A 25,645-nucleotide genomic window follows, 5' to 3' on the forward strand; every position below is an offset into this window, starting at 1 on the left:
GGCTTTGATACGATTGGGTCATTGTTGTTTCCTCCTACGGAGTTGGCTCATCAAGCCACCGTAGGAGTTACTTTACTGCCGCAACGCTCAAAACTCTTCGAGTCACACTGGTCGAACCAGTGGCTTACCTCAGTTGTTCAGTTACCAATCGAGATGAAGCTGACTCGGTCACGCACGGTGTTTTCGTTAGCAACAGCTTTTAGAAGCACGTGGTACCGGGGTCGGCTGAAAACTTGATAATCAGTCGCTCAGCAACTTTTATAGCGTTTGTTGCAGTACTAATTTCCAGCACTTGGTGAGAGCATTCGGCTATGTATTGGCTAAGTGACTCCCTTAACGGATCTACTAAAGCTTGGCATTCCTCTAATGCCTGTCGGGCTGCAACATCGTCTGAGTTCTCCCTCAATTTATCTACGGCAGTAGAGGTGCGTTCTTTGGTAGCGTGGGCGGTCCTGCCAATCTCTTCAATGCGAACAAGGGTATCTAAAAAAAGCGTACAATGCCACTTTAGAAGGGATTTTGACTCATCTACAGTTCTCTTTAAGCTTTCCAAGTCCTTGTTTAGATTAACGTCTTCCATACTCTTAACGGACGGTAGCAATCTTGTATTAATTCCGTAGCAAAAAAATAGCTTTTGTGGGAAATTATATAAGAACGTATAAAACTTATCGCCTGCCTTCTGGGGCAGGTTTTTGTTGGTTTAGTTCCAAGCTTAGCATTGTGAGAGTTGGCGATCGCAATCTAGCCTCTGAACTTGGCAACCTCCAACTCTCATCACAAACCTTATCTTGCTTGCGATCGCAGTTTTGTAACCTTGCTTTAGTGGCAACCAAATCAATCACTTTTGCTATCCTCCATACTCTTTTGCAATACCCTTTGCAAACCAGGAAGCGCTGCCGCTGCATGAGCGAACAGCTGTCTCAACACTGCTTGATGCGCTTCATCCAGTTCTTTAATGTGCCGCGCGTAGGTGGCTTTGCGCATTCCCTTTGGGCGTGGGGGCATAGCAAACCACGGGACCGTCCCCGGGGGATTGACCCGAATGGGCGATCGCATTGTTCGGTAGAAATTGGGTAACGTCACCTCAAAAAAGTATTTCCGCAGTTGCCCGCTGACCTGCTCGGAGTGGTAACCCAGGTCAGCACACTTGCGACACTCGATCACACCACCAACCCGGTAAAGCTTCCGCACCTTGCGATCGCACTGTTGGCAGATCCACCACGGACGCATTCCCCCATAATTGCAAGCGGTCCATGTGAGAGGCTGCCCACAATACTCACTCATGCCTGGGGTGATGAGCCCACCATGGGCAAGCGTTGCCACGTCCAACGATGGCACCTCGTCAACGGTCTGCCGTCGGTCAAATCGTGCGCTGTAGTTGCCAGAGAGGAGGCTACCCATGAGGTTTTGATTTTGCCTAAATCAATAGAGTTTCTGGGACTTTTTCCGAAAAATAGCTTTTGAAAATGGCCTTAAGTGTTTGCGTTGTGAGGGTTTCAGCTTTCTACATTCTTGCGGGGCACTGTGACAACCCTAGTTTTGACCAAACGAACCCATGGAACCCGCTCTGCGCCGTTCTTGAAGCATTGCTAAACGGTCGATCGCGGCCTCCATTGAGCGCATAATGTTGCGCTCATAGCGGGCCAATCGATCGGCATCCTGTGGGATAGCTTGAACTGCGATCGCGGCCTGTTGCCGTTCCTGTTCAATGCGGGCCAGGTCATCAAGTTGGGCTTGGACTTCCGCACGCCGCTCGTTCACCTCGGGCTCTATATCTCGGATTAAGTAGCGCAGGTTAGCACCTGGCTTGATAGCTTCAGATTCCGCTGTTGACTGCCAGGATATGAGTCTCATCCAAATATGGCTGTGCTCCATTCCCCGATCCACATCACGCGCCCTGGGGATGAACTCACGGGGATATTTTCTGATGGCTTCCCCAAGTAGCTCATGCAGCCTTGCCAGCAGTGCGATCGCTTCCTCACTGTCGTTCCACTTCCGTAAACCGCGCTTTGGTATCTCCCATTGAATCTGGTCGTCGATACCGTTAATCAATGAGGTGAGCACAATCAGCTCTACTTTTAGGATCACCTCTGGGCTATCGTCTCCACCCCCAAGTAGTTCTTCGTGTGTCCTGAGTTCTGGGGTTTTGGCCTCCTTCTCAAGCTTCAGTTGTTCCAACCGCGCGATCGCCGCTTCCGCACCCCACAACCGATGTAAGCGGAGGTGAGCCATTGCCAACTGTTGAACGAGCAGGAATTCAGTCGGGCCTTGCGGTTGGTGCTCGTCTACCAGGGATTGCACCACACCTCGAAACGTCTCCAGATCCTCACCCACAATCAGTGGGGGTGATGCTGCCAGTAGCCCATGCTTTGTGGCATTGAGACTGGCGATCGCCTTCCCTCGGGCCGTGCGGGGGCCAGTGGAGTGCTGTGCATTCTGCCGGTTTGCTTGAGGGTTGGCAACCATCGTTTTTTTATAGGTAAAACGTTGTAACACTTGGGGCGATCGCAGGTTTTTTTAGGGTGACAAATGCCGCCATCTGCCACCCATTGGACCTGTCTATGTTCCGGCAATCTTCCGTTTGGTAATTTGCGGTAAGACTTCCACCACTTCTGGGTATTGCCGCCTGTAGGTGTCAGCATCTTTCATCTGCACTTCTGAGATCGGAACCATCAAAATTCCATCCATGCCTTCTTTGAAAAGGGCAACGGGTAGTTTGTGAAGATGGTTCTCAAACTCATTCCAAACCTTTACCTTGGGCAAGTGCTGATAGGAGTCACGCAAGTTCTGGTAATGAGTGATGAGCATAGCAACACCGGCATTCAGTTGGGCTGCAATCTCACGGGTTGCCTTTAACTCTGCGCTGATCTTTTCCTCGCGGGCTTTAGCATCAGCATCTTCCTGGGCCTGTTGCAACTCCAAACGCGCGCGGGTTAATTCCGTTCTGGTGGTGCTCAACTTGGCTTTAAGGGCTTCGGCCTCTGTCTGGGTGTCGAGGGCTTCGGCTTCCAGCTTCTCTACCGTTGCCTGTAGCTGTGCGATCGGGTCTACTTGGGTATTTTTTGTGGGCATTTCAGGAGTCTCCAAAAGTGTTGGGTAAGTGCGATCGGACGGGCTTAGGCGGGAACGTTTTGAGGTTGGTTTTGGGGATGCAGAAATTTTTTGTGCTGCAGTTCCAGTTGGCTTGGTAAGTTGTAGGCCTGCTTCCAAATTTGAGACCCACATTGCCCGACATAAGCGGATCGAGTCTCACCCAACCCATTGCCCCACCGCTCTGGGAATTTTGCGACTACTAGACGGGCAATCTGTAGTGCAATTTCCTCTTGCAACAGTTCGCTCTCTTCCGTCTGTTGCATCGATCGCAGCACAGACAGATCCCACGTTCCGCGCACCCAATGAACGCGATCGGATTCCTGACTCAGGTCTGCTACTCGCAGGGCCCCGGCTTCAATGCGGGGGCGTACCACTGGGTGTGTTTGCATTTCTTTCCAAACAGAGTCAGGAATTTCGTTGCCGCCTGGAAAAATCGTGAACTTTCCACAAAAACCGAAAGAATTAAATTCTTCCGGTCCAAGAACGTGAGGCAGGAACAAAACTTGAACGGTATCGGGGGTCTGATTGGTGACGGTCTTTGATTTACTAACCATTTTCAGGAATCTCCATTAAGTAGGTCATTCGCGTAACAGATCTGTAACGGTGACGATCGGGGGAGGCTCCCCACGTTTGATAGGCGATCGTCTGTTGGGGGCACATGGAGGTTTGTAACCGTTGATTGTCCTCAAAGCATCCAACGCCGCTTTCAGTAACTTGAGGTTCAACCTTTTGCGCCGCATTACCTCAATAATTCCGTGCGCCTGGGCTACAAGGAGATCGGCTTCTTCCTGCTGCCGGGTCGTAGTGGGGTCGCGGTCGTGCTTCATGCTGCCACCTCCAATACTGTGATCAGTCGATTTGCGGCTCCTAACTCTGCGCCGTCGGGGTATCTGATGAGGCAGCGAGGGATGCCGACTTCCAGCACGGTGCCCAACTGCCAGGGCAAAGCCACAACATCACCAACCCTAATCGGGGTACCGTTGCGATCGCGGGCAATTTCGGGATGGGTCATGCAGCCGCCTCCTGTTCCAGCAGTTGCACTTCATCGGGGTGAAACGTGCCGTAGAACGTGAAAGAGTCCTCGTCGCCGTCGCCACGCACCACAGGTTCACTGTAGGGATTGATCCGCTGGATGGTGCCAGGTCCACAACGGGTGAGGACGCGATCGCCAACCTGGAAAGCGGTCATGATGCCACCTCCCGCAATGAATTGAGCACATCCAACAAAGCAAGCCGTCGATGGTCTGTGTCGCATTGCAGCCATGCAGCCCGGTACATTTCCACCTCATCCGGTGGCAACCCTGCCCAATCTGGCTCACCCCTTGTTCCAACCTCTATGGATACTGCACACGGCTGCACACATTGCACATCAAAAGCCTTAGATAGATCTATATGGCTTTTCGTGTGCAGCACTGGGGCTGAAACGCTTGATTCTTCGATCGCGGGCAATGCCTCGACGGGGGCCAAGGCGATCGCTGTACTCACACCCACTAGCACGGGGGCAGGGGCAGGCTGCACCTGAAGTTCATGCTGTACCCCTTCCTGCTTTGCCTTGTCCCGTGCAAGCCATGCGTCCATGACCTGTTGCCGCCCGTCGAATGGATGCCAGTATGGGGCATCTTCACCTGCTTTCTGGATCAACTCTGCTGTGGGATAGCGATAGATCCAAATCCGCTGCTTCATCGGCTTGCCTTTGTCATCAAACACTGGCCCACCATCTTTGCTAATCAGATAAACCGTGCGTTGTCCCGTGCGCATGAGACGGAAGCCTAGAATCTGACTGAAATACTCCTGCACCGTGGCGATCGCTGTGGGCTGCACCTCAACCCTTGTAAGTTGTTTGATACTTTGTCGGATGCCTTGCCGCCGCTTCTCTTCATCGGATGGCGACAGCTTTGGAAGGGGGCGATCGTCGCCCTTTAGATTGGCATTACCCAAAACTCGCTGAAAGAATAGCTGCACATCTAGATCGAGATCTGTCAGTTCATCGCCCGCCATCACCCGATGTAATAGATCCTTGAAGCCAATCCTCTCAAGGGCTTCCATCTTCCCGCTTAAGCAATGCTTGTTGATGTCTGGAACCCATGCAACACCATCAACCGCGATCGCCTGGAAACGTTCTCTGTCTCGGTTCTTCAGATGCTGTGCCCCATCCGTCAGGTAGTAATGATTTTTGAAGAAGCTGTGAGCACCTTCTGAGTCCCTTTTGACCAGATCAGCGGTGATGTCTACCAGATACTTTTGATTCAACTCCCAATGGCGACAAGACAGCCGTTCTGCTGCTGTTTTGCTCCGCTTCAGGTTGATGGCCTCATACTCTTCCTTGTTGGCTGGAATGGGTTGTTTAGGTACTGCCTCGCAGTAGGCTTGATGGCTTGCGTTCCTTACCTCTGCCATTTTCTGGGAAATGACCTTAGCATCTGCTTTGCTGAGCATTTCAACTTGGGAAACAGAGTGCCCTTCCATCTCCAGTCCTGCATGAATTGCTGCTTGGTATTGGTGCATTCCCTGGTTAATGCGAGCACCCATCTTTCCCCACGTCTCTAGAGCCGCTGGGTTACTAGATACATTCCCGTCCACGTCAATTGAGAAGGACGCATCCTTGATCAGATTTAAGTTGACGCTGCCGACCTTGTGAGTTGTCTCTAATAGCGCTTTAGGCCCATGCTCGCCACTGGCAACAAAAGCAAAGTTGCAGCCTCGCTCAGCCGCATATAGATGCCGTGGCACATCGTTATCACGTAGCCGCGCCATAAACTGGCGGACGCTATTTTCCGGAATTACTCCGGGGGCAATAGTCCAAACATTTTGGAAATATCCAAATAACTCAATAGAAACGCCGCTTTCCAGTACAGGGGTACAAATGACAATTTCGTATTGGGCTAGGGTTGCATTGATGTGGTCCACACACCCATAAGCGGGATGCTCTGGATCTGCGACCGTATCAGAATCAATCCGCAAGATGGAAGCACAGGGAAACAAGTCTTTTAGGTGCCTTTCAATGTTCTGGGATGACCACTTACTATCTGTTTTCTGGGCACAAGTCTCTATTAGCTGCCGCCCCCCTGTTGCGATCGCCTCTTCCATCGCAAGTACAAGAGCTTCCACTTGGGGGTAGCTGAGCACAGTCCAGCCCTTCCCCTCGCGCCATTCATTGCAGACGATATAAGGCTTCAAGTGAGGTTGCTCTGCCATCTTTAGAACAAAGTCTATCGACAGGTTTGACAAGTCAGCGTCAGCCAGTACAATCTGCCCTGATGAATGAGGGGATAGCGCACCCTTCATTAATCCTTGGATCTGTTGAAGAATTGCCCCGCGCCCGCCTTTTCCTTTCTGCTTCTTCTCGCTACAGGTTGAAGCATCTAGAACGTGCCAGCAGCCAGACTCAGATTCATCAATGATAATCAGGGCATTTGTCCAGTCAGCCCAATTGAACCGTGCTTCAGAGTCAGGGTGTGCAGAGTCAAAACAGATAACTAGACCCAGTTCGCGATCGCCCTCACTACTCTGAAGGCTCAATTCGTCTTTGTATGCAAGGCCGAAGCGGTTAGCTAATTGATGCCCTAGCTGCCGCCGGTGGGTTAGCACTAGCACCTGCTGACCTTTGGCCAGAGCATTTTCTACCATACGTTCTAGGAGCCAGGTTTTGCCGCACCCCTTGCGACCTTTGAGCCCAATAAGCTTTTGATCTCGGGGAATGGCAACGTCACCTAAATATTGGGAGTTCAGCAGGACTGCGATCGGATAGGTCAACTCATAAGTCGGCAATGGGATCGGATGTTGCCGCCCCTTGCCGCAGCGCTTGCCCTCCGGGAACTGATGACCCGCAGCCTTAGCTACAGCCAGAGCTGCATGATAAACAGCTTTGTCGCTGCACTCCGCATGGCATTTGAATGCGCCGGTTTCTAGATTGATATGCAGGGAGTTATCAGATTCCCCATTGTGAGCGGGACACTTACAAGTTGCCCACCCACGCTTACGCCCGTTCGGATTAAAGCCTTCCAGGTGATGAGCAAAGTTCCGAATATCCCACTGATCATCCCCTGCATTAGTGGGAATGCGATCGCCCCCCTGGTGGCTTTTCTTGCCCCATCGCTCGCTGTCCCATTCAGGCAGAACGAGATCGAACTGGGCCAGGGTAAAAACTGAATCAGTTGCCTGCGCGATTGTAACGGGGGTTGATACCAGTTCGGATGCTTCCTTATCCCACTTCCAATGGAGAAACCCTGGAAGTCGCATAAGCCGGGAAGGGTTCCAGATTGACGGGTCGCTATCCTGGCACTGGATCAGACGTTGCTGCATCCTCGTCCATTCTCCAGGAGCCAGAGGTGCTTCTAACGTGAAATAGCAATGCAGCGATTTAGCTGTGTCGGTAACATCGCTCGCCGGTTTCCCAAGTATTGTTTCCAGCCGTCGCAGCCGTGCCCACTGCTCATCCTTGCTGCAATCGTCGCACTCATAGAACAGGACTCGTCCGCTCGTAACCTGCTCGTCATATCGTCCGCCAGGGTTCACTACGTTGTAAATCCCGTATCCCTTGCGATTTTGACTGGACAGATACGATAAGCCGTCAGGATAGTGCTTTTCCCTGCCATCCCCATAGATGCGGGTGAAGGAAAAACTGCCGTCTATTAGCGTTAGATACCCGTCAATGGGGAGCCGTGCAATCTCCCCAGGCTTTGGCTCAAACGCCATTCTCTTCCGTAGTGCTACATCAAGGGGAATGTTTTTAGGCAGGAGCAACCGAGCATAGACACGATCGCCCGCCTGGTAGCCCAACAGACTCAACTGTTGAAGTGTGGGGTGGATCATCGCACCAGCCCCCCACGCTCAAAAATCCCCCAGGCTAATTCCTCAAAGGTCTTAGTCTGGAGTTCTTCCCAAAGTTTTGCCTTAGCCGGATCAGCAGCGATCGCCCGCTTGATAGATTCAGGGGCATCCACCACCGACCCGACGGTTTGCCGGGTGGTGGTCGTCATTATGCTGCTGCCTTTTGCTGTTCAGGGGTGGACTGTTGTTGCTGCTGCCGTTGGGCTGCTTCCCAGGCTTTGAACTTGGCAATCAATCTGCGCTCGCGCCGGTCTGGATGTCCGCCTCGCTTTGCCTTCTGAAGTGCCCGTTGTGCCTGCTTCTTCCAGCGGATTTGATAGCTAGCGTTCCGCGATCGAATGGGTGCTGTAGACCCACTATTTTTGGGGGGAGTGACGGATTGATCCTGTTTCGCTAAACTCATAGGTAAGTAGGTCACCCCTCTGGGGTGAGTGAAATGCTTGTTAGTTGATTCGCTGTCGGCTAACTAATGACCAAAATTCAAAAGCGATTCGATCCGGGGTGAGAGCTGGTGTCGAGTCGCTTTTTGATTTGTAAGGGTGGATCTTTCATGGTGCTCCTTTCTTTTTTTGGGGCAACCGCAGACTGCCGGGTTGTGAGAGCAGGTCAGTCCGCGGTTGCCTTAACTTAAGGCTATGAAAAATGTTCAGAGAAATCTAGAGCGTTTTTCGGCACAAACTTAATACCTTGTTTTTCGCCTACCTCCTTCTAAAACAACCAAATATTCGCCTTCAGAGTACTCACACTTCAGATCCTCTGGCGAATCATTTCGTAGATAAGACCCCCACCATCTAATGGCCTGACGGTATGCCTCAAAAGCGTCCCGGACCGCCTTTCTTTTACCCTTTATCAGTTGAGTTTCTTTCTCTGGGGTACGGCCCATGTCTCGGACCAAAATTAGCCAGCGATATTCTTTTTCTGAAAAGTCACTAGGGTCTATCCCGGAAGTAAAAAGCGTTTTGAGGTCTTTTGCTTTTTTGCATATCTCATCAGCAAGCTTCCTTTTCCCTGATTCTCTCCGAATATTTTGCATTGCTTCTGTCATACCTTCCTGGAATAGTGCAGCCCAGTGATAAATAAGTTTTTCGTATGGCAAGCAATCTGTTTCGTCTAATTTCTCGGCAAGCTCATAAAGCTTTTTAGTTAATTCGTAGGCAGTGTGCATAATCTCCCCTGGCCTCTCAAGCGCTTTAACGTCAAGCCTTTTGAAGAACGGTGTCTTGCTATAGCCGCTATTTAAACAGCCTTGCATTCCTAAAAACCAAAGGGCGATGTAGGTGAAATTTTGAGACTGACTGCTGATCTTTAAAGCATCACCTTTTGGTATTTCTATCAAGTACGGAGGCACGTTGGTTAAAGCATTAGAGTACTGCCGCTGTATCAATCCCAGTAAGGTTTCGATTAATTTCACTTTATCCAGATCTTTTGTCTCAACCGGAATACTGACGGTGAGATCATCGCCAGTAACAACATTTATTCCAACGAGGTTTGGCTTACTTGGCGCGATCGCTCCCATCCTTACATCACCTCCTGAATCCTGCCTCTACAGTAAACTTGTTCTAATTGGATTTGAAAGACTAGCTAAGCATCACCCCCTTCTTCCTCGCTTAGGAGGGCATGCATCTCAATGCCGTGTTCCTGGAGGAGTCTCTTCAAATCGTCATTTTCGCGAAATAACTCGTTATTTATGCGCTGCAGGTCTGCGATCATGCGAAACAGGTCTTTCATCTCCCCCTGCAATTTTTTCAAGCCAGGACCCAGCAGGTGTATTTCTGCAATTGTGTAGACAATGAACCAGGATGCGATAACCGCGCTAGTTACGCGTATATAAAGGGCTATTGCATCTGCAGCAGGGGCAAATAGCATTAGTCCTGCAAGGACGATGCCTAGCGTTAATGAAAAGAGTTTTACAGCTTTTTCGTAGTACATAGCGATCGCCATCACTCCACAAAGTTAACTGTGGGTAAACGTGGCCCACAAGACTAGTTATTCTCACCTCCTTCCTCTGTAGGCAGTTCGTATGGGCTGTACCCAGTTTCCTGAAACCACCGCTCATACTGTTCCAGCCGCCTCAAAAGCTCATCCTCCATCGCCATTCCCTCGCCGAGGTAGCGCAGCGCCCGCTCTAATTCAGCATTGCGCTCACTCAATCTCTGGTTTCGTTCATCCTCACTACGAGTAACGCCAAAGGCAGCGTCGAAGCGCCGTTCCAGAGTTTCACGCATAAGGGCCATGCATAAACTGCGGGCTTGCTGGTTTCCTCTAAAAGTCTGCTGCAACCAGAATGTGCTGACTATTTCTAGCGGCAATCCTCTGATCCGCCCCTGCCCTCGTCCCTGCTCTGGGTCACGCTCAATCTCAAAAGTGTCGGGCGTATAACCATCACCCAGCAAGGCTTTGATGGCCTTTGACTCTAAAAAGCGTCGGGCGTTAATTTCGTTCTCACCTATCAGGTGCGCTGCCTGAGTTTGGCTCATGACATAGGAGCCATCGGGCAACATAAACCCCTCAATGGTGACGCTACCAAGCGGAATTTCGGCGCGTTGGGCCTTATCACTCATGGCGATCGCCCTCACTTGCCCTTGTTCTTTTCAAGCCAGAGCTTAAGCGCCTCTTCCAGTGCTTCAGACTGACTTGTTTCGAGCATCGTGCATTGCGCTTTAAATTGCAGTGCGATCTCTTTGGCGACGTATCCACTGACCTGGGCAAAACCAGGATCAGCCCTTCGACTAGCGGCCATTGCATCTCTCATACGGGTTGCTCCCAATATTGGCACATTCATTCATGAGTGGATCCTTTTCAAGAATTCCATCTTTCCAGAATTCATGAATTCATGCTAGCATGACCGCAACTGACAAGGAACGGCAAAAGCTGCCAGATTCCTAAAAAGCTTTCAAAAATTCGCAAACCTAGAACTGACAAGGAGTTAAGCCCGATATGCCTACTCAAACCCCACAAGCTGCAACCCCTCGCACCCGGCAACGACTGACAGAGGATGCCACCCCTAACCAATCCCTACCAATCGGTTATGACATCGGCAACGGTGCCTCTAAGCTCTACTGCGGCTTGGGTATGGTGCTGCAAGAAAGCTATGTGCTCTATCTCCCAGAGCCCGCAACATTCGCCAATCAGGGCTATGTGGAATACCTGGCCTGATTGAAGCGACGCTGTCACCAAATGCAATTAGCCCTAATTCGGAGCCTGAAACAACATAAATTCGTTACTTGGCCGAGGCTAATGTGGAAAATGACGGCATTTTTTAGTACAAAACAACTGTGATGTAACCCTTATAGGATAAAGGTTACAGCCTAATTGCACTTTATGACAGCGTCGCTTCAATCAGGCCAGTTACTGCACCAAAAACTGAATCAGTGCGATCGCCCCATCTGAGTCAATGCCCTCAAGCAGTTCCAGCGCGGTCGCCATATCATCCGAGGTTTGATCCTCATCCTCGGAGATGGCCTGCTCTGCGGCTTCCCAGATGTCGATAGGCTTCTGGATGTGGTCGTGGTAAATCAACCGGGAAAGGATGAGGACCAGAGCTGTTTGGTCAGTGGGCGAAAGTTTGCCCAAGTCGCGGTCACCAAACTTCTCAGCCAGGGCCAAAGCCTGCCGTGAGTCGGTGAAATTGGCAATGGGCAGGAAATGACTGTTATCTGTGAGCGTTTCAGTCGGGACGGCATTTTGAGCCATCATGGGGGAGCTCCTTAAGCTGTGACGGTTTAAGGGGTGGACAGGGGGCGATCGTTTGCGGGCGGGAATCCGGGCGATCGCTCTCCTTATTGGTTACAAAACTTTCGATTCAAAGGTTCGAGTAACTTTCGCCGGATAACCAACGGTTTGCACTGGACAACAGCGGTTAGCTTGGCCAATGGTGCTAGGGCAGTACAGGCAAATTTGGGCATCATAGAAACAACCTGTAAAGCGGGAAACAAACAGGGTGCGATCGCTCGCCCCTCATCATCGAGCGGTCGCTTTTTTTACAAATACTGCGGGCAAACTTGGGCATCATAGAGAAGTCCTTCTAGACAAGGGACAGGGGGCGATCGCAGTACAACCACACACCACGCGGTCGCTCTTCCTCACTACACAGTTAGTAATTTTTGCGACCAACAACAAATGGATTAATCAGTGGAAACGCTGCATACTGGTAGAGTCCTTGCGAGCAAGAAAGGGCAATAGGAGACGGTTGCTGGGGGCAAACTAAGCGGTCGTCTCCCTCACAAAATTGCAGTAGGGTTTACGGTGTGGGCGTCTCCAGCCTCGGTGTAGCTAACGACCTTCGTGATCTCGATGTGCCACTGGCCCCCAACCTTTACGAGGCGATCGCCAAACTGTGGGCAGTAGTTCATTCCCTCGGGTGTGCTCCATCCATGCGGGGCATCAGGGTTATGAACTGCGGGGTAATAACGTGGGTGAGACATCTGCTGAAATCCTTATGAGGTAAAGGGTTGAACTGTAGACGACACTTTATTAGGTCAATCCCAGGAAGCCAGAGCTTCGATATCTAAGTCACTATCAGGGGATGGGGCGATCGCTACTGCTTCGACATCGGCGGGAGTTGCAGGAGGAACGACTACGGGCTGTGAATGGTAAGGACTGATCCAGCAATTGAGGACATGCTCAAGGGCATCCTTTGGATCGTCGGAACGTAGCTGGGCAGCAATCTCTAGCAACAATTGACGGTGCTGAGGCTTGGTAATTGAAAGACGCATCAGTCAAACCTCCTACACGCGGCTGGTGAGACGGAGGGCAATTTCATACAACCCTTTGGCGTTCTGCCAGCGGGGTTGGGTAGGGACGGCTATGTTCTTCTTGGCCAGCAGCGACCCGATACCCGGCAGGCAAGCGCCACCACCAACCGCGATGATTGCGGTGGCAGCAGGGACACGGGTTTCTGCTGCTTTGACAAAAGGCTTCAGCCCTTGTGCAAACCACTCGGGTAACGCCTTCACGTAGGCTTCCTTGAAATTCCAATCAGGGTGCTGGGTGCCATAAACGAAGTCACCCTTCTCAATGCCAGAGCGGATCAGGTGGAGGTCAGCCGGACGCTTGAGATATGCCCGCACTGTGTCGGAGGTGGCGATCGCATCGATCAACCGCTCCACACCTGCGGTAGGCGCATAATCCCGAGAGGTGATTTGGAGATTGTTGAAGCTGGAACAAATCGTGGTGCCGTTACCGATGTCGAAGAGTAGAGCGCTGGTGAGGTCGTACTCCGCTCGCATTGCATAGGCGGCTCCTGCTCCCTCTTCCAGCACTTTTTCAACCCGGATGGTGATGGTGGATTCATGCCCCATCAGCCGTACTTTGTGGGTACCGGTGAGTGCCTGGGCGATCGCACGTCCGAACACCTTGCCATCATGTACACTGGCCACCACCGACAGTTCCCAATCCCCCCGCACATTGATCGAAGTCAGGGAGCTGAGAAGCAGTTGCAGCGAGAGATCTACTTTCCCGTCGGTCGAGTCAGTTACACGGTAGATGCCAGAGGGAGAGCTGTAGTAAGCGTTCAACCCACCGATCCATTGCTTACCAATGAGGTCAGCGCGATCGCCTTCCAGGTAGGCCTGATTGAAGCGACGCTGTCATAAAGTGCAATTAGGCTGTAACCTTTATCCTATAAGGGTTACATCACAGTTGTTTTGTACTAAAAAATGCCGTCATTTTCCACATTAGCCTCGGCCAAGTAACGAATTTATGTTGTTTCAGGCTCCGAATTAGGGCTAATTGCATTTGGTGACAGCGTCGCTTCAATCAGGCCTATCAGAAGCGCGGACATAAGCCTTAAGTCTGCGGATTGGTTTAGAGAACGTATGGATGCCAGCTCGTTGAAGCGCGGCGATCGCCTCGATGCCGTCCTTCTGTGGTGCAGGTGGGGATAGCGTGATCAGTGCCCTATACTCAGTCCCTTCTGGTAGCGTCGAAACAATTTGAGCCAAGGCATTGAGTGACAGCGGCTCTGGGTTGGATGGGAGGATCAGCAGATCACACCCTTTCGCTAAGCTCACAATCTCGTCTTGTGCTGGCCTTGCGGGTGTGTCGATCACCACGTTGCGGTAGGTGCCCCTAGTGAGTAGCTTGGGCGCTTCGGTGTCAGTGCAAACGGTAAAGGGTAGGGTGCCCTTCCTGGCCCATAGCGAGGCGCTACGGTTGGGATCTGAATCAATGAGCAGGGTATCACCCAACTCATGCAGCAGATCGGCCAAACAGATGGCACAGGTAGTTTTTCCCACCCCTCCCTTGAATTGGGTAAGAGTGATAATGGACATAAGACATATTGAATCTATGAGGGGGATTCTACGCCCCCTCATTTCATTGGTGCAATGATTACTCAATCACTCACTCAATTGAGTAACTTATCACTCAAGCCTCACCGGATTAGCGTCCTTAAAGCCTGCCGCCCTTCCTCCACTGAATCAAGGCGGCGCTCGATCGCCACCAGGCGGGCAGTGATACTTTCCTAGCTCACGTCTCCCAGGTAGACGGTGATCGCCCCAATTTAAAAGCCCTCAGCTTTTACTAAAACTGGGGGCTATCTACTCTCAGGTAATTGCAAGACGAGAGATTAACAGGCTACTTTTTCTGCTGAACAGAGGGCTCTCTGAACTACAGCAGCTCTCTCCTCAGCTAAGTTTGGTTCCCAGAATACCATCTCCAATTTTTCTCTTTGAATAACGCTTATTCCCTCTTCTACTGTGGAAGCTGTTAGCACCCTGTAGCTTTGCTGTAAAACAGCCTCAACATTAGGAGAGTCATTAAAACCTTCTTCAATAATTAAAACTTTCATCACAGGACTCCAAACAATCTCGGTACTCTAGCCAAAAAGTGAATGAAACTTAGCCTGAGAGACTGCAAGTTATCTCAAACCGGTGAGGAATGTCGGCTAACTTGTAAGCAACAATAGTTCCCTTGCCAAACCGCCGGAGAGAAATAATTTCTTGAGTGATTTCAAGAATTTCATAACAAACACCTTCATTAGAAACTAGACAGGGACACGACAACATAAGGCATTTCCACTTGAAGAGTAAGTAGATGCAATGCCCTGAGAGTAGTTATTGATACAAAAAGTGTACGACTACCGGCCTGAAGATTAAGCCAAAATTAAGGAATGTGTTTAAAGATTGTTTAATGTTTGCTTTTGAGAAAACTTGTTTTTAATGGCATGGATACTTCTAATTCAGTAGCTTATTCCAGTCTGGTAGCTTGCCTTCAATGGCATCCAAGCGTTCAAGGATTAGGGCGGCATCGGTGGGAGCGAGCGATCGCCAGTCCCTTTTGAAGCAGGGCAATGATCACCTCACTCCGGTTCTTTCCATCCACACCTACTCGAGTATCGATCGCCATGAGGAGCGGGTCTGGAATTCTAACGGCAACGCTGCGGGATTCTGGCATACTTCACCTGTCGGGCAACTGTCAAACAATTTCGCCTAATAACTGGCACATCACCAAGGGGGTACGGGCGATCGTCTGACACTTCTATTTTGGCTGTTTAGTCCACGATTAGTCCAAGCAAGTTTTACAGTAGTGCAAGCCTTTTACTATCAGAGCTTTTAAGTGTTTGAATAGTTGCTCTCACAGCAACTATTCATTTCGAAACCTAGATTTATCAATGCTTTCGGCGTTTGTGCCAGTTTTTGACTAGTCCAAGGGGCGATCGCACTATTCGTTCCGGTCAGATTCTTTCTGGGCAGTATAAAGCAGGTGTCTGACACCCCCTACCATTGCCCCAGGAATTTAATCATGCAGCAAGAGACTGTCCGGCTTGCGAAACAGGGCGACCCTAGCGCGATCGCTGCATTGATAAATCAGAGCCTTAGACCAAAGGGCATTGTTGCTAAGGTCGTCAGAAAAAATGATTGCCTACGAATTTTGTTAGATGCTTCCCCACCCCCTGATCAAGTCGCTTCAGTCCGTTTTGTAGAGAGTGGGATTACTAAGCTTGAGATTCCAGGGATTACAACCCTTCAAATTTTGGGGCGGCAAATGGGACAGAGCTTGCCTGCCTGGAACCAGATAATTTTGCTAGGGGATGAGAGCGAGGCTAATCCTTTTCATGAAGAGCATCCATTGGTAGTGGCAATACAGGAAGCTAAGCCAAATTTTACAATCCCAAACTACACCCCTCCGGGCAACAAGGCTTTTGGAGTAGTGTTTGGCATTTTTGGGTTAATTGGAGGCATTGTATTTTTGGCAATTCCCATTATTGGCCTGATTGAAGCGACGCTGTCACCAGATGCAATTAGCCCTAATTCGGAGCCTGAAACAACATAAATTCGTTACTTGGCCGAGGCTAATGTGGAAAATGACGGCATTTTTTAGTACAAAATAACTGTGATGTAACCCTTATAGGATAAAGGTTACAGCCTAATTGCACTTTATGACAGCGTCGCTTCAATCAGGCCAAATAGTGTGGTGCAATGCTGGAGTGGATACCGAGCTAGGGGTGAGCACATTTGCTTCAACAGGGCCACACCCAAATAGTGTGGTGCAATTTTCGTTTCTGGCTTCCGTTTGGGTATTCCTGTAGCTTCAACAGGGCCACACCCAAATAGTGTGGTGCAATATCGCCGCTAATAATTCCTGCTTTTCAGAGCCACTCGCTTCAACAGGGCCACACCCAAATAGTGTGGTGCAATGGTTGGGCGACGGCAGCCGTAACCGCTGTTTCCAGCTTCAACAGGGCCACACCCAAATAGTGTGGTGCAATAGTAATTTTCGTATTGACTATCCACAGTTTGTGGATGCTTCAACAGGGCCACACCCAAATAGTGTGGTGCAATGCTATGGGAAAAGCTGTTGGCAAGGCAATTCTAAGGGGCTTCAACAGGGCCACACCCAAATAGTGTGGTGCAATGTTACGGCGATCGCCTTCCCTACTGGCGGCACTGCTTCAACAGGGCCACACCCAAATAGTGTGGTGCAATGCCAGCTTCCGCCTCTACTGCTGTGGCTACCCAGAGGCTTCAACAGGGCCACACCCAAATAGTGTGGTGCAATGTCGAGAGATGCAGCATCAAAGAGCGTCTCAGGTGGGCTTCAACAGGGCCACACCCAAATAGTGTGGTGCAATGCAGCCACTACAGCAAGCCGCGGCGCAAACATAGCTTCAACAGGGCCACACCCAAATAGTGTGGTGCAATAAAAATGCTGATGGTACTCCCAGTGATTTTTTGAGGCTTCAACAGGGCCACACCCAAATAGTGTGGTGCAATGCTAACACTTCGTTGGCCTTGTCGCAAATGTCTTGGCTTCAACAGGGCCACACCCAAATAGTGTGGTGCAATACAGGGGGGAATGCCGCGATCGCTCGAAAAGTTTCAGCTTCAACAGGGCCACACCCAAATAGTGTGGTGCAATATCGCGCAACTCCTCAAGGCTGACCCCAAGATTTCTAAGCTTCAACAGGGCCACACCCAAATAGTGTGGTGCAATGCTGCACCAATGCCCACCGTGAGAACCGTCTGCCTTGCTTCAACAGGGCCACACCCAAATAGTGTGGTGCAATGATGTCGTACTGCACCCCATTGATCCAAGCTGTATAGCTTCAACAGGGCCACACCCAAATAGTGTGGTGCAATCTCATCTGTGAAGCAGCCCTATCTAAAAACCTCTGGCTTCAACAGGGCCACACCCAAATAGTGTGGTGCAATCAGTTTGCTAAGGGCTTGGCCGTTGCTCAGATGATGGCTTCAACAGGGCCACACCCAAATAGTGTGGTGCAATCGGGAAAGACGCGATTGCTCGGTAATGACCACTAAGCTTCAACAGGGCCACACCCAAATAGTGTGGTGCAATCGCCGATATCATCCCCTCACAATTGATGAGGTGATCGCTTCAACAGGGCCACACCCAAATAGTGTGGTGCAATGAACAGCTTTTGATGGTTTGGAATGAGTTTAAGCCAGCTTCAACAGGGCCACACCCAAATAGTGTGGTGCAATGCTGGTGCGGCTCAGGATCTGCCTGCTTCCTTCCATGCTTCAACAGGGCCACACCCAAATAGTGTGGTGCAATACTTAATTGTTGAGCCCCAAGATGAGGCCGCATATGCTTCAACAGGGCCACACCCAAATAGTGTGGTGCAATGAAGGCGATCGCCTTGCTACGTGGGAGGAGTACATGGCTTCAACAGGGCTACACCCAAATAGTGTGGTGCAATGCTCGCCTAGCAAGAAATCAAGAAATGAGAAGTTAAATGCTTCAACAGGGCCACACCCAAATAGTGTGGTGCAATACCGCTTACGCCTTATCCGCTGCTCACATTAAAATGCTTCAACAGGGCCACACCCAAATAGTGTGGTGCAATGGTGGGTTGCTGAAAAGCTTACTATATGCAATTTTCAAGGTTCGATTGCGCGGATAGCTATCGTTAGCTAATTCTAGCTTTTCTACATGTATGAATTTAACTTCAGAAAAAACATCTAAAGCTTTTGAGCGCAAAGGTTTTAGCCCTTGCGCGAATAGAATTTTTCTAAAATTTCTCAGATTACCCATACTGCAAGGTTTGTGGCTTAGAGAAAAATGGTTTCGTTATTACACCTACTGATTCGCGCCGTAATTAGCAGGTGCAAACACGCCTAAACCAAAATGCGCTGCGTAGCCTAGAGCGATTGGGCCTGTTTGAGGTTCAGCGAATTCTAATTCCAGCCAGTAGCCGCGATCCGACTCCTTTTTCCCTTTGCCGTGATAACGCCGACGCTGAAACGCTTGCCAGCGATGACCACTGAAGCGCTTTCCTGCATCTTCGTTCAAACATCTGACTTTTACCAGTAATTCGCCGTCTTCGCTCTGATACCCTAACCAATTGCCGTAGTCGTCACCTGAATGTTGAACTTCAATGCATCTGTCCAGCGGTAGTTGATGTTTCAGATGGGCGAATAATTGCCGTAGCAGCCGTAGTGCTTGATGCTCCGGTCCATCAATTTGGAATAAGGTGCCAGCAATGTATTTGATGTTGCCCCGGCGATCGCACTTTGGATGACGTGGTAGAACCATTGGCGTGAGAGTTTGCCAACGACAGCTTTTGCTAAGTAATAAAGAAGTTCCTGGCTGTTGGGTTTCACTGCTGTAGTTCTCGGTTTGCCCCAGCGAGACTAAGACAGTTTGTACGTCGAACCCCTCTGTTCCCCAAACCTTCGAAAGTTTATCAAGTGCTCGTATAGCTTGCTCCTCAAAGCCTCCAGCCGCATAAACGATGATGTGACTGATCTCCCCTCTGGAGTTCACTTCAGGCAAGTACCAGGCGTGCTGATGGCCCTCCGCAGGTTTGGGGTTGCCTTCCTCATCTATGTCGTTTGTTTTGCGTCCAACAAAGACAGGATCGGGTTGTCCTGCTAAATCTTTACTCCGTGCCATCAATGCCTGACGGAACCGTTCTCCTAGCGAAACTGCCTCTGTTAGCTTGGGCAGCACGTTTGAGGAAAGCGCGAACCGAGCAAAGTTTGGTTTATCTAAATCATTCGATGGCGATCGCGTAGGCTGGTATTTCGCCTGTTCCAATGTATATGTAACCCAACGGGTTCCCGGAATACCGTTCCAGTTCTGCCCATGTAAATTAGCGACGTCAAGTTCCAACGCTTCCAGGACATCAGCCGGAGCTTTCCATTTTGCTTTGCCCTTCTTCGGTTGGGGGAGAATCGCTAGAGCCGCTTGAAATCCCTCTAATCCCTTTTCGGTCAACGGTGCCAGCACACTCACCCGCTCTGCCCCAGTACTCGCATCTTCATCCTGAAATGGTTTTGCATTACAAGGTTTGTGGGCTTCAGCTATTTGCATTTCAACCCAGGATTCTGCCCTTCCCAGGTAGCTAACCTGGTGGCAAAGCTGCTGAAGTAATTGCTGCTCAGATAGGGTTAAATCTACATCGGCCCACACCACTTGGATAGCTGCATCTTCAGATAATGCCCCGCCTGGTAAAGCGTAGAAGGTGTCAAACACTTTCGTTGTTGTTGCCTTACCCTCCTTTCGGATTGGCATATAGTGCCGGGTATGGGCAGCGGTATGTTGGGGTAACGCGTAGCTAGGTGGATGATTAGCGAGTTTGTTGAGCAACTGGAGCATTAGGGTGCGATCCGGTTGCTCTGGCATCCGGTAGTAGGCCGATACTAGCGCTCGTAGAATGCGCCAGGGTGATGGGGGCCATTCCACCACACCCTCGTTAACCTGATGCTTCCAAGGGGTTGCATGATAGCGGCCTGTGAGAAATTGAATGGAAAGTCCTACGCTCATTTCTTCTTCCCGCTTTCCTCAGCCTGATATTGAACAATGGTGACAGGTGGATCGGCAAAGGCGGATGATGCTGCCGATACCAGACCAGGGAGAGCTTTGGTAAGCTCTGAGGTACTGGGCAGTTCAAACCCTTCGGGGCGTTTGACAGTTATCTTCACTGCCTCCAAATCACAAGCCGTCCGCAGGCGTAGTCCACGGTCGAGGAACCGTTGGATTTTGTAGAGGGCGATCGCAATCAGCAGGTTCTCCAAGTCAATTCCCAGGCGATAGCCACGAATTTGGGCCAAATCCAGGCTGAAGTAAGCGGTGATTTTCTCGGCGGTGTATTCTTCACGGTGATAGGGGATATTTCCGCCGCCCTTCTTAGCGTCAGCCTGGGGATTCACACGGTCATTTTTCACACCGCCAGAGCTAACTATGGCAACGTTGTAGGCTTCAATAAAGCCCGACAGTGCCCGTGCCAGCTTGAACCGTCCTCCGGCAATCTCCTTTTTCGCTAGAAAGATGCCATGCAGAAGGGAGTTGAGGTCGTATCGGGCAAGAACCTGAGCTAGTTTGCGGAAGTCTACGGCTCCTTCTGCTGGGGCATCCAATTCCATGCGTAGTTGGTCGAAAAAGCTCTTGTCTTTGCCTTCCAGAATGTAGAAGGAGTTGAGCCGATGCGCCTCTAGCAGGGAGTTGGTCAGCACCTTGTCATCTTGCTTCACCACTACATAGGGAATACCCTTCAACGGCGCAACGACATCCTCATTCGCGTCGTCCCAAATGCTGCTTTCTAATCGATTGGCAACGCTTTGCGCCGATTCTAGTAGCAACATTTGTGTGTTACTGCTAGGCAGTTGATAGGCTGCGGCTCCCAAGTCTGGAAAGCCTGTGGGTTGAAAGCGAGTGCCTTGTAATGGTGTAAGGCTGGCTTCAATTAACAATCGAGGGTGGTCTTTCAATACAGTAAAGTCCATCATTTACTCCTTGGGGTCATGTTTACGGATCTGTTTCAGTAATCGTGCTAGGTCCAGGTTTGAAATCGGAAAGGCTAACGCAGAGGCAATGCGGAGGGTGCGATCGCGCGGTTCGTACACTCCCTCGCTAAGGGCTGGCTCAAGGCCGCTGGCATACAGCCGTCGAATTGCCAGTTGCGTTGCGGTGTAGCAATCTCCTGCCGCCAACTTTGTCAGTAGGGCTGGCACTCTGGGTAGAGTCAGGTCTTGACCCAGAATGTAGTGCCCAAAGACCTTTTGACACGCTTCCCTTAAAAGATGACGGTGATGGGTGATGGTTGTGAGCGCATAGGCGGCGGGAATAGGTAATTCAGGCGGTTCTGATAGTCGAAATGACTTGGATAGATCGACCAGACTTAAGCCACGGGCGATCGCCTCTACTCGCTCATCATTAACGTCGCGGTTAATCCAGCGCACTATGTCATCCAGATCTGTAAACGGCTTATAGAGACTGATGTGTTCAGTAAATTGATTTTCTCGCTCATCTTTCTTTTCCCGCAGTTGCGATTCAATCTCCTCCCTTTTCAGCACAGCGATCAGGTTGCTAGCCAGATCCCCGTTTTCCCAAGTCGTGATGCCGTCCTCGTTATCAGCCCAATCCCAGTAGTAAGGTTGTGTTGGTCGCGCCCGTACCAGGCGTGGACGTAGGTTGTTGCTTGCTAAAGCCAGCCCCAAACGGAACTCGGTTGAGTCGTTTTTACACGCATCAACCCAGCCATGTTTTAGCAGAGGGAGAGGACGCAAGAACTTTTCTTGGGCGAATTTAAGAGAACGATCCAACGCTGCTTCCGCTTCCCCTAGTGCAATCAGTACATTCAGTAGAGTTGCCTTTTTCCGGCTCAGGTCGATAATCGCTGTTTCTAGCTGTCGTTGTGTCCGTTTTATGGAGGCGGGGGCATTGGAGTCCTGAGCAGCCCGTCTAAAACGATCAAGCCAGGGGTCGATTTCGGTGAGCCAATCAACCTGGGGATTGGGCTTGGGTTGAAAGCGATCGAGGGGAATGGCGAAGTAAGATAGCCCGTTACGAACCTGAAAGCTATAACGAACAAATTCATCAATGCCTCGATCTCGCCCAAGGTTGGATACGGCTCTGTAGAAATCTATGCCATAGCGGGCTGTGCGATCACCCACCTTGGCCCGTCCCTCACTGAACAGCAGTTGTAGCTCTTTCAACCCCGTCGGTGCTGACCATAACGGTGTCCACAGTTCTGCCCTGGCTTCGTCTCCTTCAGCGGCGCTGCCGTACCCCACGTTAGAGGGGCGTACGGTGAAGGGGTAAGCAAAACCACCCTGGTCTGACTGCTCATAGCGGCGGGTGGCTCCAGCCGTGAACAACATAATCCCTTCCAGCATCAGCACGAAATCCCAGGGGTTGACTCTGGAATCGGCGTCGTAGCCTGGTGCAGCGTTAGCTCCCCCAGCGGCGATCGGGTTGAATTGCCCAATCTTGCCACTGAAGGGTAGTGCTGGCAGGGTAGCACCAAAAACAGCGGCTTGTAGCAATGCTGCAGCGGTATCATTAGGTTCCCCGGTCGCAAAGTCAATCAACTCCTGCAACTGCTGCATGAATGTGCGGCTAAATTCAAAGTTGCCATCGTTGCCGCCTGTTCCTGTTAATGGAGGAAACTTCAGGTCATCGGATGTCACTAAGGCACAGGTATCTAACCACTTCACCGCTTCATCGGGCAGGGTATTTCGCAACCGCTCCAGCAGTCGCCGTTTTTCGTCTTTCTCTTTGGGTTGAACGGTCAGTCTTAGTGCATTAACCTGCTCTTGAGCCGTGGCAATTGTCTCACCGTAAACTTGGAATCGATCGGTTTTTGCCCTCTGGATAGCGCTGAGTAAGCGTTTTTGAGCCGTATCTTTCGGGTAAAAACCCGTGCTGCCGTTCCACGGAGCAACCAGGGGTGTTGGCTTGTAACGATGCAGAAAGAACGTTTCCAGGTCATCCTGAGTCAGGTTTGTGACCAGAATAAAGGCATCGTTGTGCCAATAACCTTTTGCTTGAGGGTCTTGCTTCTGTTCAACGACGAGACGCAAAACACCCAATGCCTTAAGGTAGTTGGACAACGGTTCTGGGGTGCAGCCTTTCAGAGTAATGGTTTCAGGCATCCGTCTTCTCCAAAATGTGAGGAGCATATCGGGCAGAGCCGCGCCAATCTGCAATCCGGATCAACGTTTCCAGAAATGCCAGTTTGAAGGGGCCGTATTCCTCCAGAAGGGCGATCGCCTGAGCCGCCCATGATTCCCCATGCTCCCCATCTCCCATGCCTATACAGTCCAGAGAAAGCTCCTGGCTCTTGATGCTTAAACCTCCTCCCAGGTCGATTTCGGGAAGTTGCTCGTGAACGCGGTCGCCATGATGCACGCCCAAGGCAAACCGTTCGACCCCAATTACCTTTTCTGTAGGACGGGGTTGAATGGTCATGCGAACTTTTCCGTGGTGACAAGCCACCAGGTAGCACAGCAGAAAATCTTGCTGCTCTTGCAATGCCAGCAGCGCACTGACTAATTCATGGCGGAATCCGCGCCGCTCGTGAGGTAAGTTGCAGCGATCGTCTGGGTTCTTGAAGTCGTGGTCTGACTTTGCCCACAATGTCTCGCCCACCTGTTCAGGGCGGTTATGTGTTAGCACTTTTTGAAAGATTGGGTGCGCTTTCCCGGCATCATGCCAGTGTCCTGCTCGAATCAAAATCTCAGCGGGCAGATCGAGAACTGAAAACTCCTTACAGAGGGTTTCCACTTCCTCTGCAACATCCTGGGAATGTACCGACAGTTGGACAAACTTCGTCGCTCCCTGACTTAAATTGTCTCGTTCGTCCTGGTCGGGGGCTATCCACTCATCGAGCGGAACGGCTGGAGTTTGGGGTGTGGTGCCTGTGAAGCCTAAAACAGGGTCATAGCCACCAGCAGAACAGTGCAGCAGCAGCGTCATGCCAGGATAAAGGGTTGTGGCTTCCTGCCAACCACGTAAGCCATCTCGCACCCAGGCTTTCTGGTTTTTGAGTTTGCTAAAAAACTCTCTGGCTCTGCCAATGCTGACGCGGCAAAGTTCCTGCTGCTGAATAGCACTCATATCTGCAGGTGGTTTATCATCAGTCCACTCCCGCCATGCGATCGCCACATTCGTTTCATCGGCTTCTCGAATGAAAGATGAGATGTCGATGTCATGCCCTGCCAAGTCGGTTGAGGTATCAAACAGTTGCAACAAATCATGTTGGCGTGGAATTAGTCCCTCAATCTCTTCCTTCGGTGCTGGAATATTTTTCAGAGCCTCCGGTCCAACCTGTTCCAGGTTTTCTAGGAGCGATCGCGCTGTTTCAAGCTGTTCAGGGTTATAGGGACTTGCACCCTTCTTCAAGTCAGGAATATCAATCCAGTAAACCGTTGCGGTATCAGAACATTCCCCGTAACGATTGCAGCGCCCAAACCGCTGCACCAGCGATGACCAGGGAGCTAGTTCTGTGAATAGTGTTTGAGCAGAAATATCAACCCCGGCTTCGATCGCCTGAGTCGCTATCAGTATGCCTGAAAGCTTTCCTTCTCTTAGCTTCTGGTTGAGAGCCAGTCGTTCTGCCGCTCGAAAGCGTGAATGAATTAGCGTTAATTCTTCGCTGGTTTGCTTTTGCAACACCTTGTAGAGTTCTTGGGCACGACTGACCCGATTGCAAATTACCAGCGTCATAGTACCCGGTTGGTGAGCAGCAACTGTCTCTTTTGCCAATGCCTTTGTATAGTCAGTCTCTTTTCCCGCGCACTCCGTTTCTGCCTTCACCAGCCGTTTCTGTGACTGCATCCGATCATTCAGCTTCTTGTTCTGATAATCGGCATCGGTAAGTGCGTGGGCCTGACTCAGAGCAGGCTTGTAGTTAACTGTTCGTAGGAGTTCTGGGTCAAGAGTTGCGCTCATCCAGAGCGAACGGGTGCTTCCGTAGGTTCCAAATAATTCCCGAAACCCTTGCAGTTGGGCCGTTGTTCGGAGTCCAGCACCCATCAACTGCACCTCATCCATCACCCACTGGCAGTCGTTATTCAGTAGGGCAAAGTGAATTGGCCACTTGTAGCGACTCATGCCGTATCCCCGGTTCAATACGCGACTGAGCAGCTGATCCTGCGTGCCGATGAGCACACAATCCTTCTCTGGGTGGGCTTCCCAACGGGGGCTCACCACCCCACCCATCAACTTATGCAGTCCAATTTCGTCGCTCAATCCTGCTCGTTCTAGCCAACCTTCTACTTCGGCATAGGTTTGTTCAACCAGTGTTCGCATGGGCAGGCAGTAGACCAGGCGGCGAGGTGTTCGCTGACGCGTTCCTTCATCAACATAGCGTCTACGCCAGAGCCAGCTAAGGACGGCAGCGGCAGTCTTGCCTGCTCCGGTTGGTACGTTTAGCAGTATTGGTAATTCTGGTACTGTTGCCAATCGCTCTTGGTATGGGAACGGCGGCTTTTGCGTGATCGCAGCGAACCATTCAGCGAAGTTTTGCATGACAA

General features: G+C 50.8%; 28 protein-coding genes and 1 CRISPR repeat array. Of the genes, 3 read left to right on the forward strand and 25 right to left on the reverse strand.

Annotation, left to right across the window (positions count from 1 at the left end; translation table 11 throughout):
- The coding region (locus tag NDI52_RS25000; RefSeq protein ID WP_206754907.1) for a hypothetical protein at positions 1 to 237 on the forward strand (237 nt) is incomplete at its 5' end.
- Positions 238 to 834: 597 nt separating this feature from the next.
- Here the strand turns inward: NDI52_RS25000 and NDI52_RS25005 are convergent.
- The 14 genes from NDI52_RS25005 to NDI52_RS25070 all read right to left on the reverse strand — a co-directional run bounded on the left by NDI52_RS25005 (position 835) and on the right by NDI52_RS25070 (position 10,674).
- The gene (locus NDI52_RS25005; RefSeq protein WP_190789262.1) at positions 835 to 1,401 is read right to left on the reverse strand and encodes a hypothetical protein; all 567 of its coding nucleotides are present in this window, start codon (positions 1,399 to 1,401) and stop codon (positions 835 to 837) included.
- A gap of 132 nt (positions 1,402 to 1,533) precedes the next feature.
- Entirely contained in the window at positions 1,534 to 2,466 is a 933-nt protein-coding gene (locus NDI52_RS25010; protein WP_190789273.1) for a hypothetical protein, read from the reverse strand.
- A gap of 93 nt (positions 2,467 to 2,559) precedes the next feature.
- A complete protein-coding gene (locus NDI52_RS25015; RefSeq protein ID WP_190789263.1) occupies positions 2,560 to 3,072 on the reverse strand; it encodes a hypothetical protein in 513 nt (170 codons plus the stop codon).
- Between the two features lie 44 nt (positions 3,073 to 3,116).
- Positions 3,117 to 3,647, reverse strand: a complete 531-nt coding sequence (locus NDI52_RS25020; RefSeq protein ID WP_190789264.1) for a hypothetical protein — start codon at positions 3,645 to 3,647, stop codon at positions 3,117 to 3,119.
- A gap of 24 nt (positions 3,648 to 3,671) precedes the next feature.
- Positions 3,672 to 3,920, reverse strand: a complete 249-nt coding sequence (locus tag NDI52_RS25025) for a hypothetical protein (protein ID WP_190789265.1) — start codon at positions 3,918 to 3,920, stop codon at positions 3,672 to 3,674.
- Positions 3,917 to 4,105, reverse strand: a complete 189-nt coding sequence (locus tag NDI52_RS25030) for a mechanosensitive ion channel domain-containing protein (RefSeq protein ID WP_190789266.1) — start codon at positions 4,103 to 4,105, stop codon at positions 3,917 to 3,919. Before NDI52_RS25030 ends, NDI52_RS25025 begins: the two co-directional genes overlap by 4 nt.
- Entirely contained in the window at positions 4,102 to 4,281 is a 180-nt protein-coding gene (locus NDI52_RS25035; RefSeq protein ID WP_190789267.1) for a hypothetical protein, read from the reverse strand. Before NDI52_RS25035 ends, NDI52_RS25030 begins: the two co-directional genes overlap by 4 nt.
- Positions 4,278 to 7,904 (reverse strand): plasmid replication protein, CyRepA1 family, encoded by a 3,627-nt coding sequence (locus NDI52_RS25040; protein WP_348256539.1) that lies wholly within the window; start codon positions 7,902 to 7,904, stop codon positions 4,278 to 4,280. The genes NDI52_RS25035 and NDI52_RS25040 overlap by 4 nt, the downstream gene beginning before the upstream one ends.
- Positions 7,901 to 8,071, reverse strand: coding sequence for a hypothetical protein (locus tag NDI52_RS25045; protein WP_190789269.1), 171 nt, complete (start codon positions 8,069 to 8,071; stop codon positions 7,901 to 7,903). The genes NDI52_RS25040 and NDI52_RS25045 overlap by 4 nt, the downstream gene beginning before the upstream one ends.
- The gene (locus tag NDI52_RS25050; RefSeq protein ID WP_190789270.1) at positions 8,071 to 8,325 is read right to left on the reverse strand and encodes a hypothetical protein; all 255 of its coding nucleotides are present in this window, start codon (positions 8,323 to 8,325) and stop codon (positions 8,071 to 8,073) included. Before NDI52_RS25050 ends, NDI52_RS25045 begins: the two co-directional genes overlap by 1 nt.
- 276 nt (positions 8,326 to 8,601) lie before the next feature.
- Positions 8,602 to 9,438 (reverse strand): hypothetical protein, encoded by an 837-nt coding sequence (locus NDI52_RS25055; RefSeq protein WP_190789271.1) that lies wholly within the window; start codon positions 9,436 to 9,438, stop codon positions 8,602 to 8,604.
- Between the two features lie 65 nt (positions 9,439 to 9,503).
- Positions 9,504 to 9,851, reverse strand: coding sequence for a hypothetical protein (locus NDI52_RS25060; RefSeq protein ID WP_190789272.1), 348 nt, complete (start codon positions 9,849 to 9,851; stop codon positions 9,504 to 9,506).
- A gap of 53 nt (positions 9,852 to 9,904) precedes the next feature.
- Positions 9,905 to 10,483 carry a hypothetical protein gene (locus NDI52_RS25065; RefSeq protein ID WP_190789367.1) on the reverse strand — a complete coding sequence of 193 codons (579 nt, stop codon included), beginning with the start codon at positions 10,481 to 10,483 and terminating at the stop codon, positions 9,905 to 9,907.
- A gap of 11 nt (positions 10,484 to 10,494) precedes the next feature.
- On the reverse strand, positions 10,495 to 10,674 hold the full coding sequence (locus NDI52_RS25070) for a hypothetical protein (protein WP_206754931.1): 180 nt from the start codon (positions 10,672 to 10,674) through the stop codon (positions 10,495 to 10,497).
- Positions 10,675 to 10,859: 185 nt separating this feature from the next.
- Between NDI52_RS25070 and NDI52_RS25075 the strand changes: the two genes are divergently transcribed.
- Complete coding sequence (locus NDI52_RS25075) at positions 10,860 to 11,078, forward strand: hypothetical protein (protein WP_348256540.1); 219 nt, start codon at positions 10,860 to 10,862, stop codon at positions 11,076 to 11,078.
- A gap of 192 nt (positions 11,079 to 11,270) precedes the next feature.
- On the opposite strand, the gene NDI52_RS25080 is transcribed toward NDI52_RS25075, so the two are convergent.
- From NDI52_RS25080 to NDI52_RS25110, 7 genes are all read right to left on the reverse strand, one after another.
- Positions 11,271 to 11,618 (reverse strand): hypothetical protein, encoded by a 348-nt coding sequence (locus NDI52_RS25080; RefSeq protein WP_190789363.1) that lies wholly within the window; start codon positions 11,616 to 11,618, stop codon positions 11,271 to 11,273.
- A 524-nt stretch (positions 11,619 to 12,142) separates the two neighbouring features.
- A complete protein-coding gene (locus NDI52_RS25085; protein WP_190789364.1) occupies positions 12,143 to 12,346 on the reverse strand; it encodes a hypothetical protein in 204 nt (67 codons plus the stop codon).
- A gap of 54 nt (positions 12,347 to 12,400) precedes the next feature.
- Entirely contained in the window at positions 12,401 to 12,637 is a 237-nt protein-coding gene (locus tag NDI52_RS25090; protein WP_190789365.1) for a hypothetical protein, read from the reverse strand.
- A gap of 12 nt (positions 12,638 to 12,649) precedes the next feature.
- Positions 12,650 to 13,438 carry a hypothetical protein gene (locus NDI52_RS25095; RefSeq protein ID WP_348256541.1) on the reverse strand — a complete coding sequence of 263 codons (789 nt, stop codon included), beginning with the start codon at positions 13,436 to 13,438 and terminating at the stop codon, positions 12,650 to 12,652.
- Positions 13,439 to 13,675: 237 nt separating this feature from the next.
- Positions 13,676 to 14,194 (reverse strand): ParA family protein, encoded by a 519-nt coding sequence (locus NDI52_RS25100; RefSeq protein WP_348256542.1) that lies wholly within the window; start codon positions 14,192 to 14,194, stop codon positions 13,676 to 13,678.
- Positions 14,195 to 14,490: 296 nt separating this feature from the next.
- The gene (locus NDI52_RS25105) at positions 14,491 to 14,712 is read right to left on the reverse strand and encodes a hypothetical protein (protein WP_190789361.1); all 222 of its coding nucleotides are present in this window, start codon (positions 14,710 to 14,712) and stop codon (positions 14,491 to 14,493) included.
- A gap of 440 nt (positions 14,713 to 15,152) precedes the next feature.
- Entirely contained in the window at positions 15,153 to 15,317 is a 165-nt protein-coding gene (locus tag NDI52_RS25110) for a hypothetical protein (RefSeq protein ID WP_190789362.1), read from the reverse strand.
- A 348-nt stretch (positions 15,318 to 15,665) separates the two neighbouring features.
- Here NDI52_RS25110 and NDI52_RS25115 point away from each other — a divergent pair, with 348 nt between their 5' ends.
- The gene (locus NDI52_RS25115) at positions 15,666 to 16,196 is read left to right on the forward strand and encodes a hypothetical protein (RefSeq protein ID WP_190789329.1); all 531 of its coding nucleotides are present in this window, start codon (positions 15,666 to 15,668) and stop codon (positions 16,194 to 16,196) included.
- 111 nt (positions 16,197 to 16,307) lie between these two features.
- Positions 16,308 to 18,231: direct repeats of the CRISPR family, unit length 37 nt; unit sequence GCTTCAACAGGGCCACACCCAAATAGTGTGGTGCAAT.
- A 233-nt stretch (positions 18,232 to 18,464) separates the two neighbouring features.
- Here NDI52_RS25115 and csb2 read toward each other — a convergent pair.
- The 4 genes from csb2 to cas3 are packed head-to-tail and all read right to left on the reverse strand — an operon-like array spanning position 18,465 to position 25,640.
- On the reverse strand, positions 18,465 to 20,153 hold the full coding sequence (gene csb2, locus NDI52_RS25120; protein ID WP_190789330.1) for a type I-U CRISPR-associated protein Csb2: 1,689 nt from the start codon (positions 20,151 to 20,153) through the stop codon (positions 18,465 to 18,467).
- A complete protein-coding gene (gene cas7u / locus NDI52_RS25125) occupies positions 20,150 to 21,112 on the reverse strand; it encodes a type I-U CRISPR-associated RAMP protein Csb1/Cas7u (protein ID WP_190789368.1) in 963 nt (320 codons plus the stop codon). Before cas7u ends, csb2 begins: the two co-directional genes overlap by 4 nt.
- A 3-nt stretch (positions 21,113 to 21,115) precedes the next feature.
- On the reverse strand, positions 21,116 to 23,263 hold the full coding sequence (gene csx17, locus NDI52_RS25130; RefSeq protein ID WP_190789331.1) for a type I-U CRISPR-associated protein Csx17: 2,148 nt from the start codon (positions 23,261 to 23,263) through the stop codon (positions 21,116 to 21,118).
- Positions 23,256 to 25,640 carry a CRISPR-associated helicase Cas3' gene (gene cas3, locus NDI52_RS25135; RefSeq protein WP_348256543.1) on the reverse strand — a complete coding sequence of 795 codons (2,385 nt, stop codon included), beginning with the start codon at positions 25,638 to 25,640 and terminating at the stop codon, positions 23,256 to 23,258. Before cas3 ends, csx17 begins: the two co-directional genes overlap by 8 nt.
- Positions 25,641 to 25,645: the final 5 nt, after the last annotated feature.

The organism is Leptolyngbya sp. PL-A3 (genome assembly GCF_039962325.1).
In the GTDB taxonomy this organism is placed as follows: domain Bacteria; phylum Cyanobacteriota; class Cyanobacteriia; order Elainellales; family Elainellaceae; genus Vacuolonema.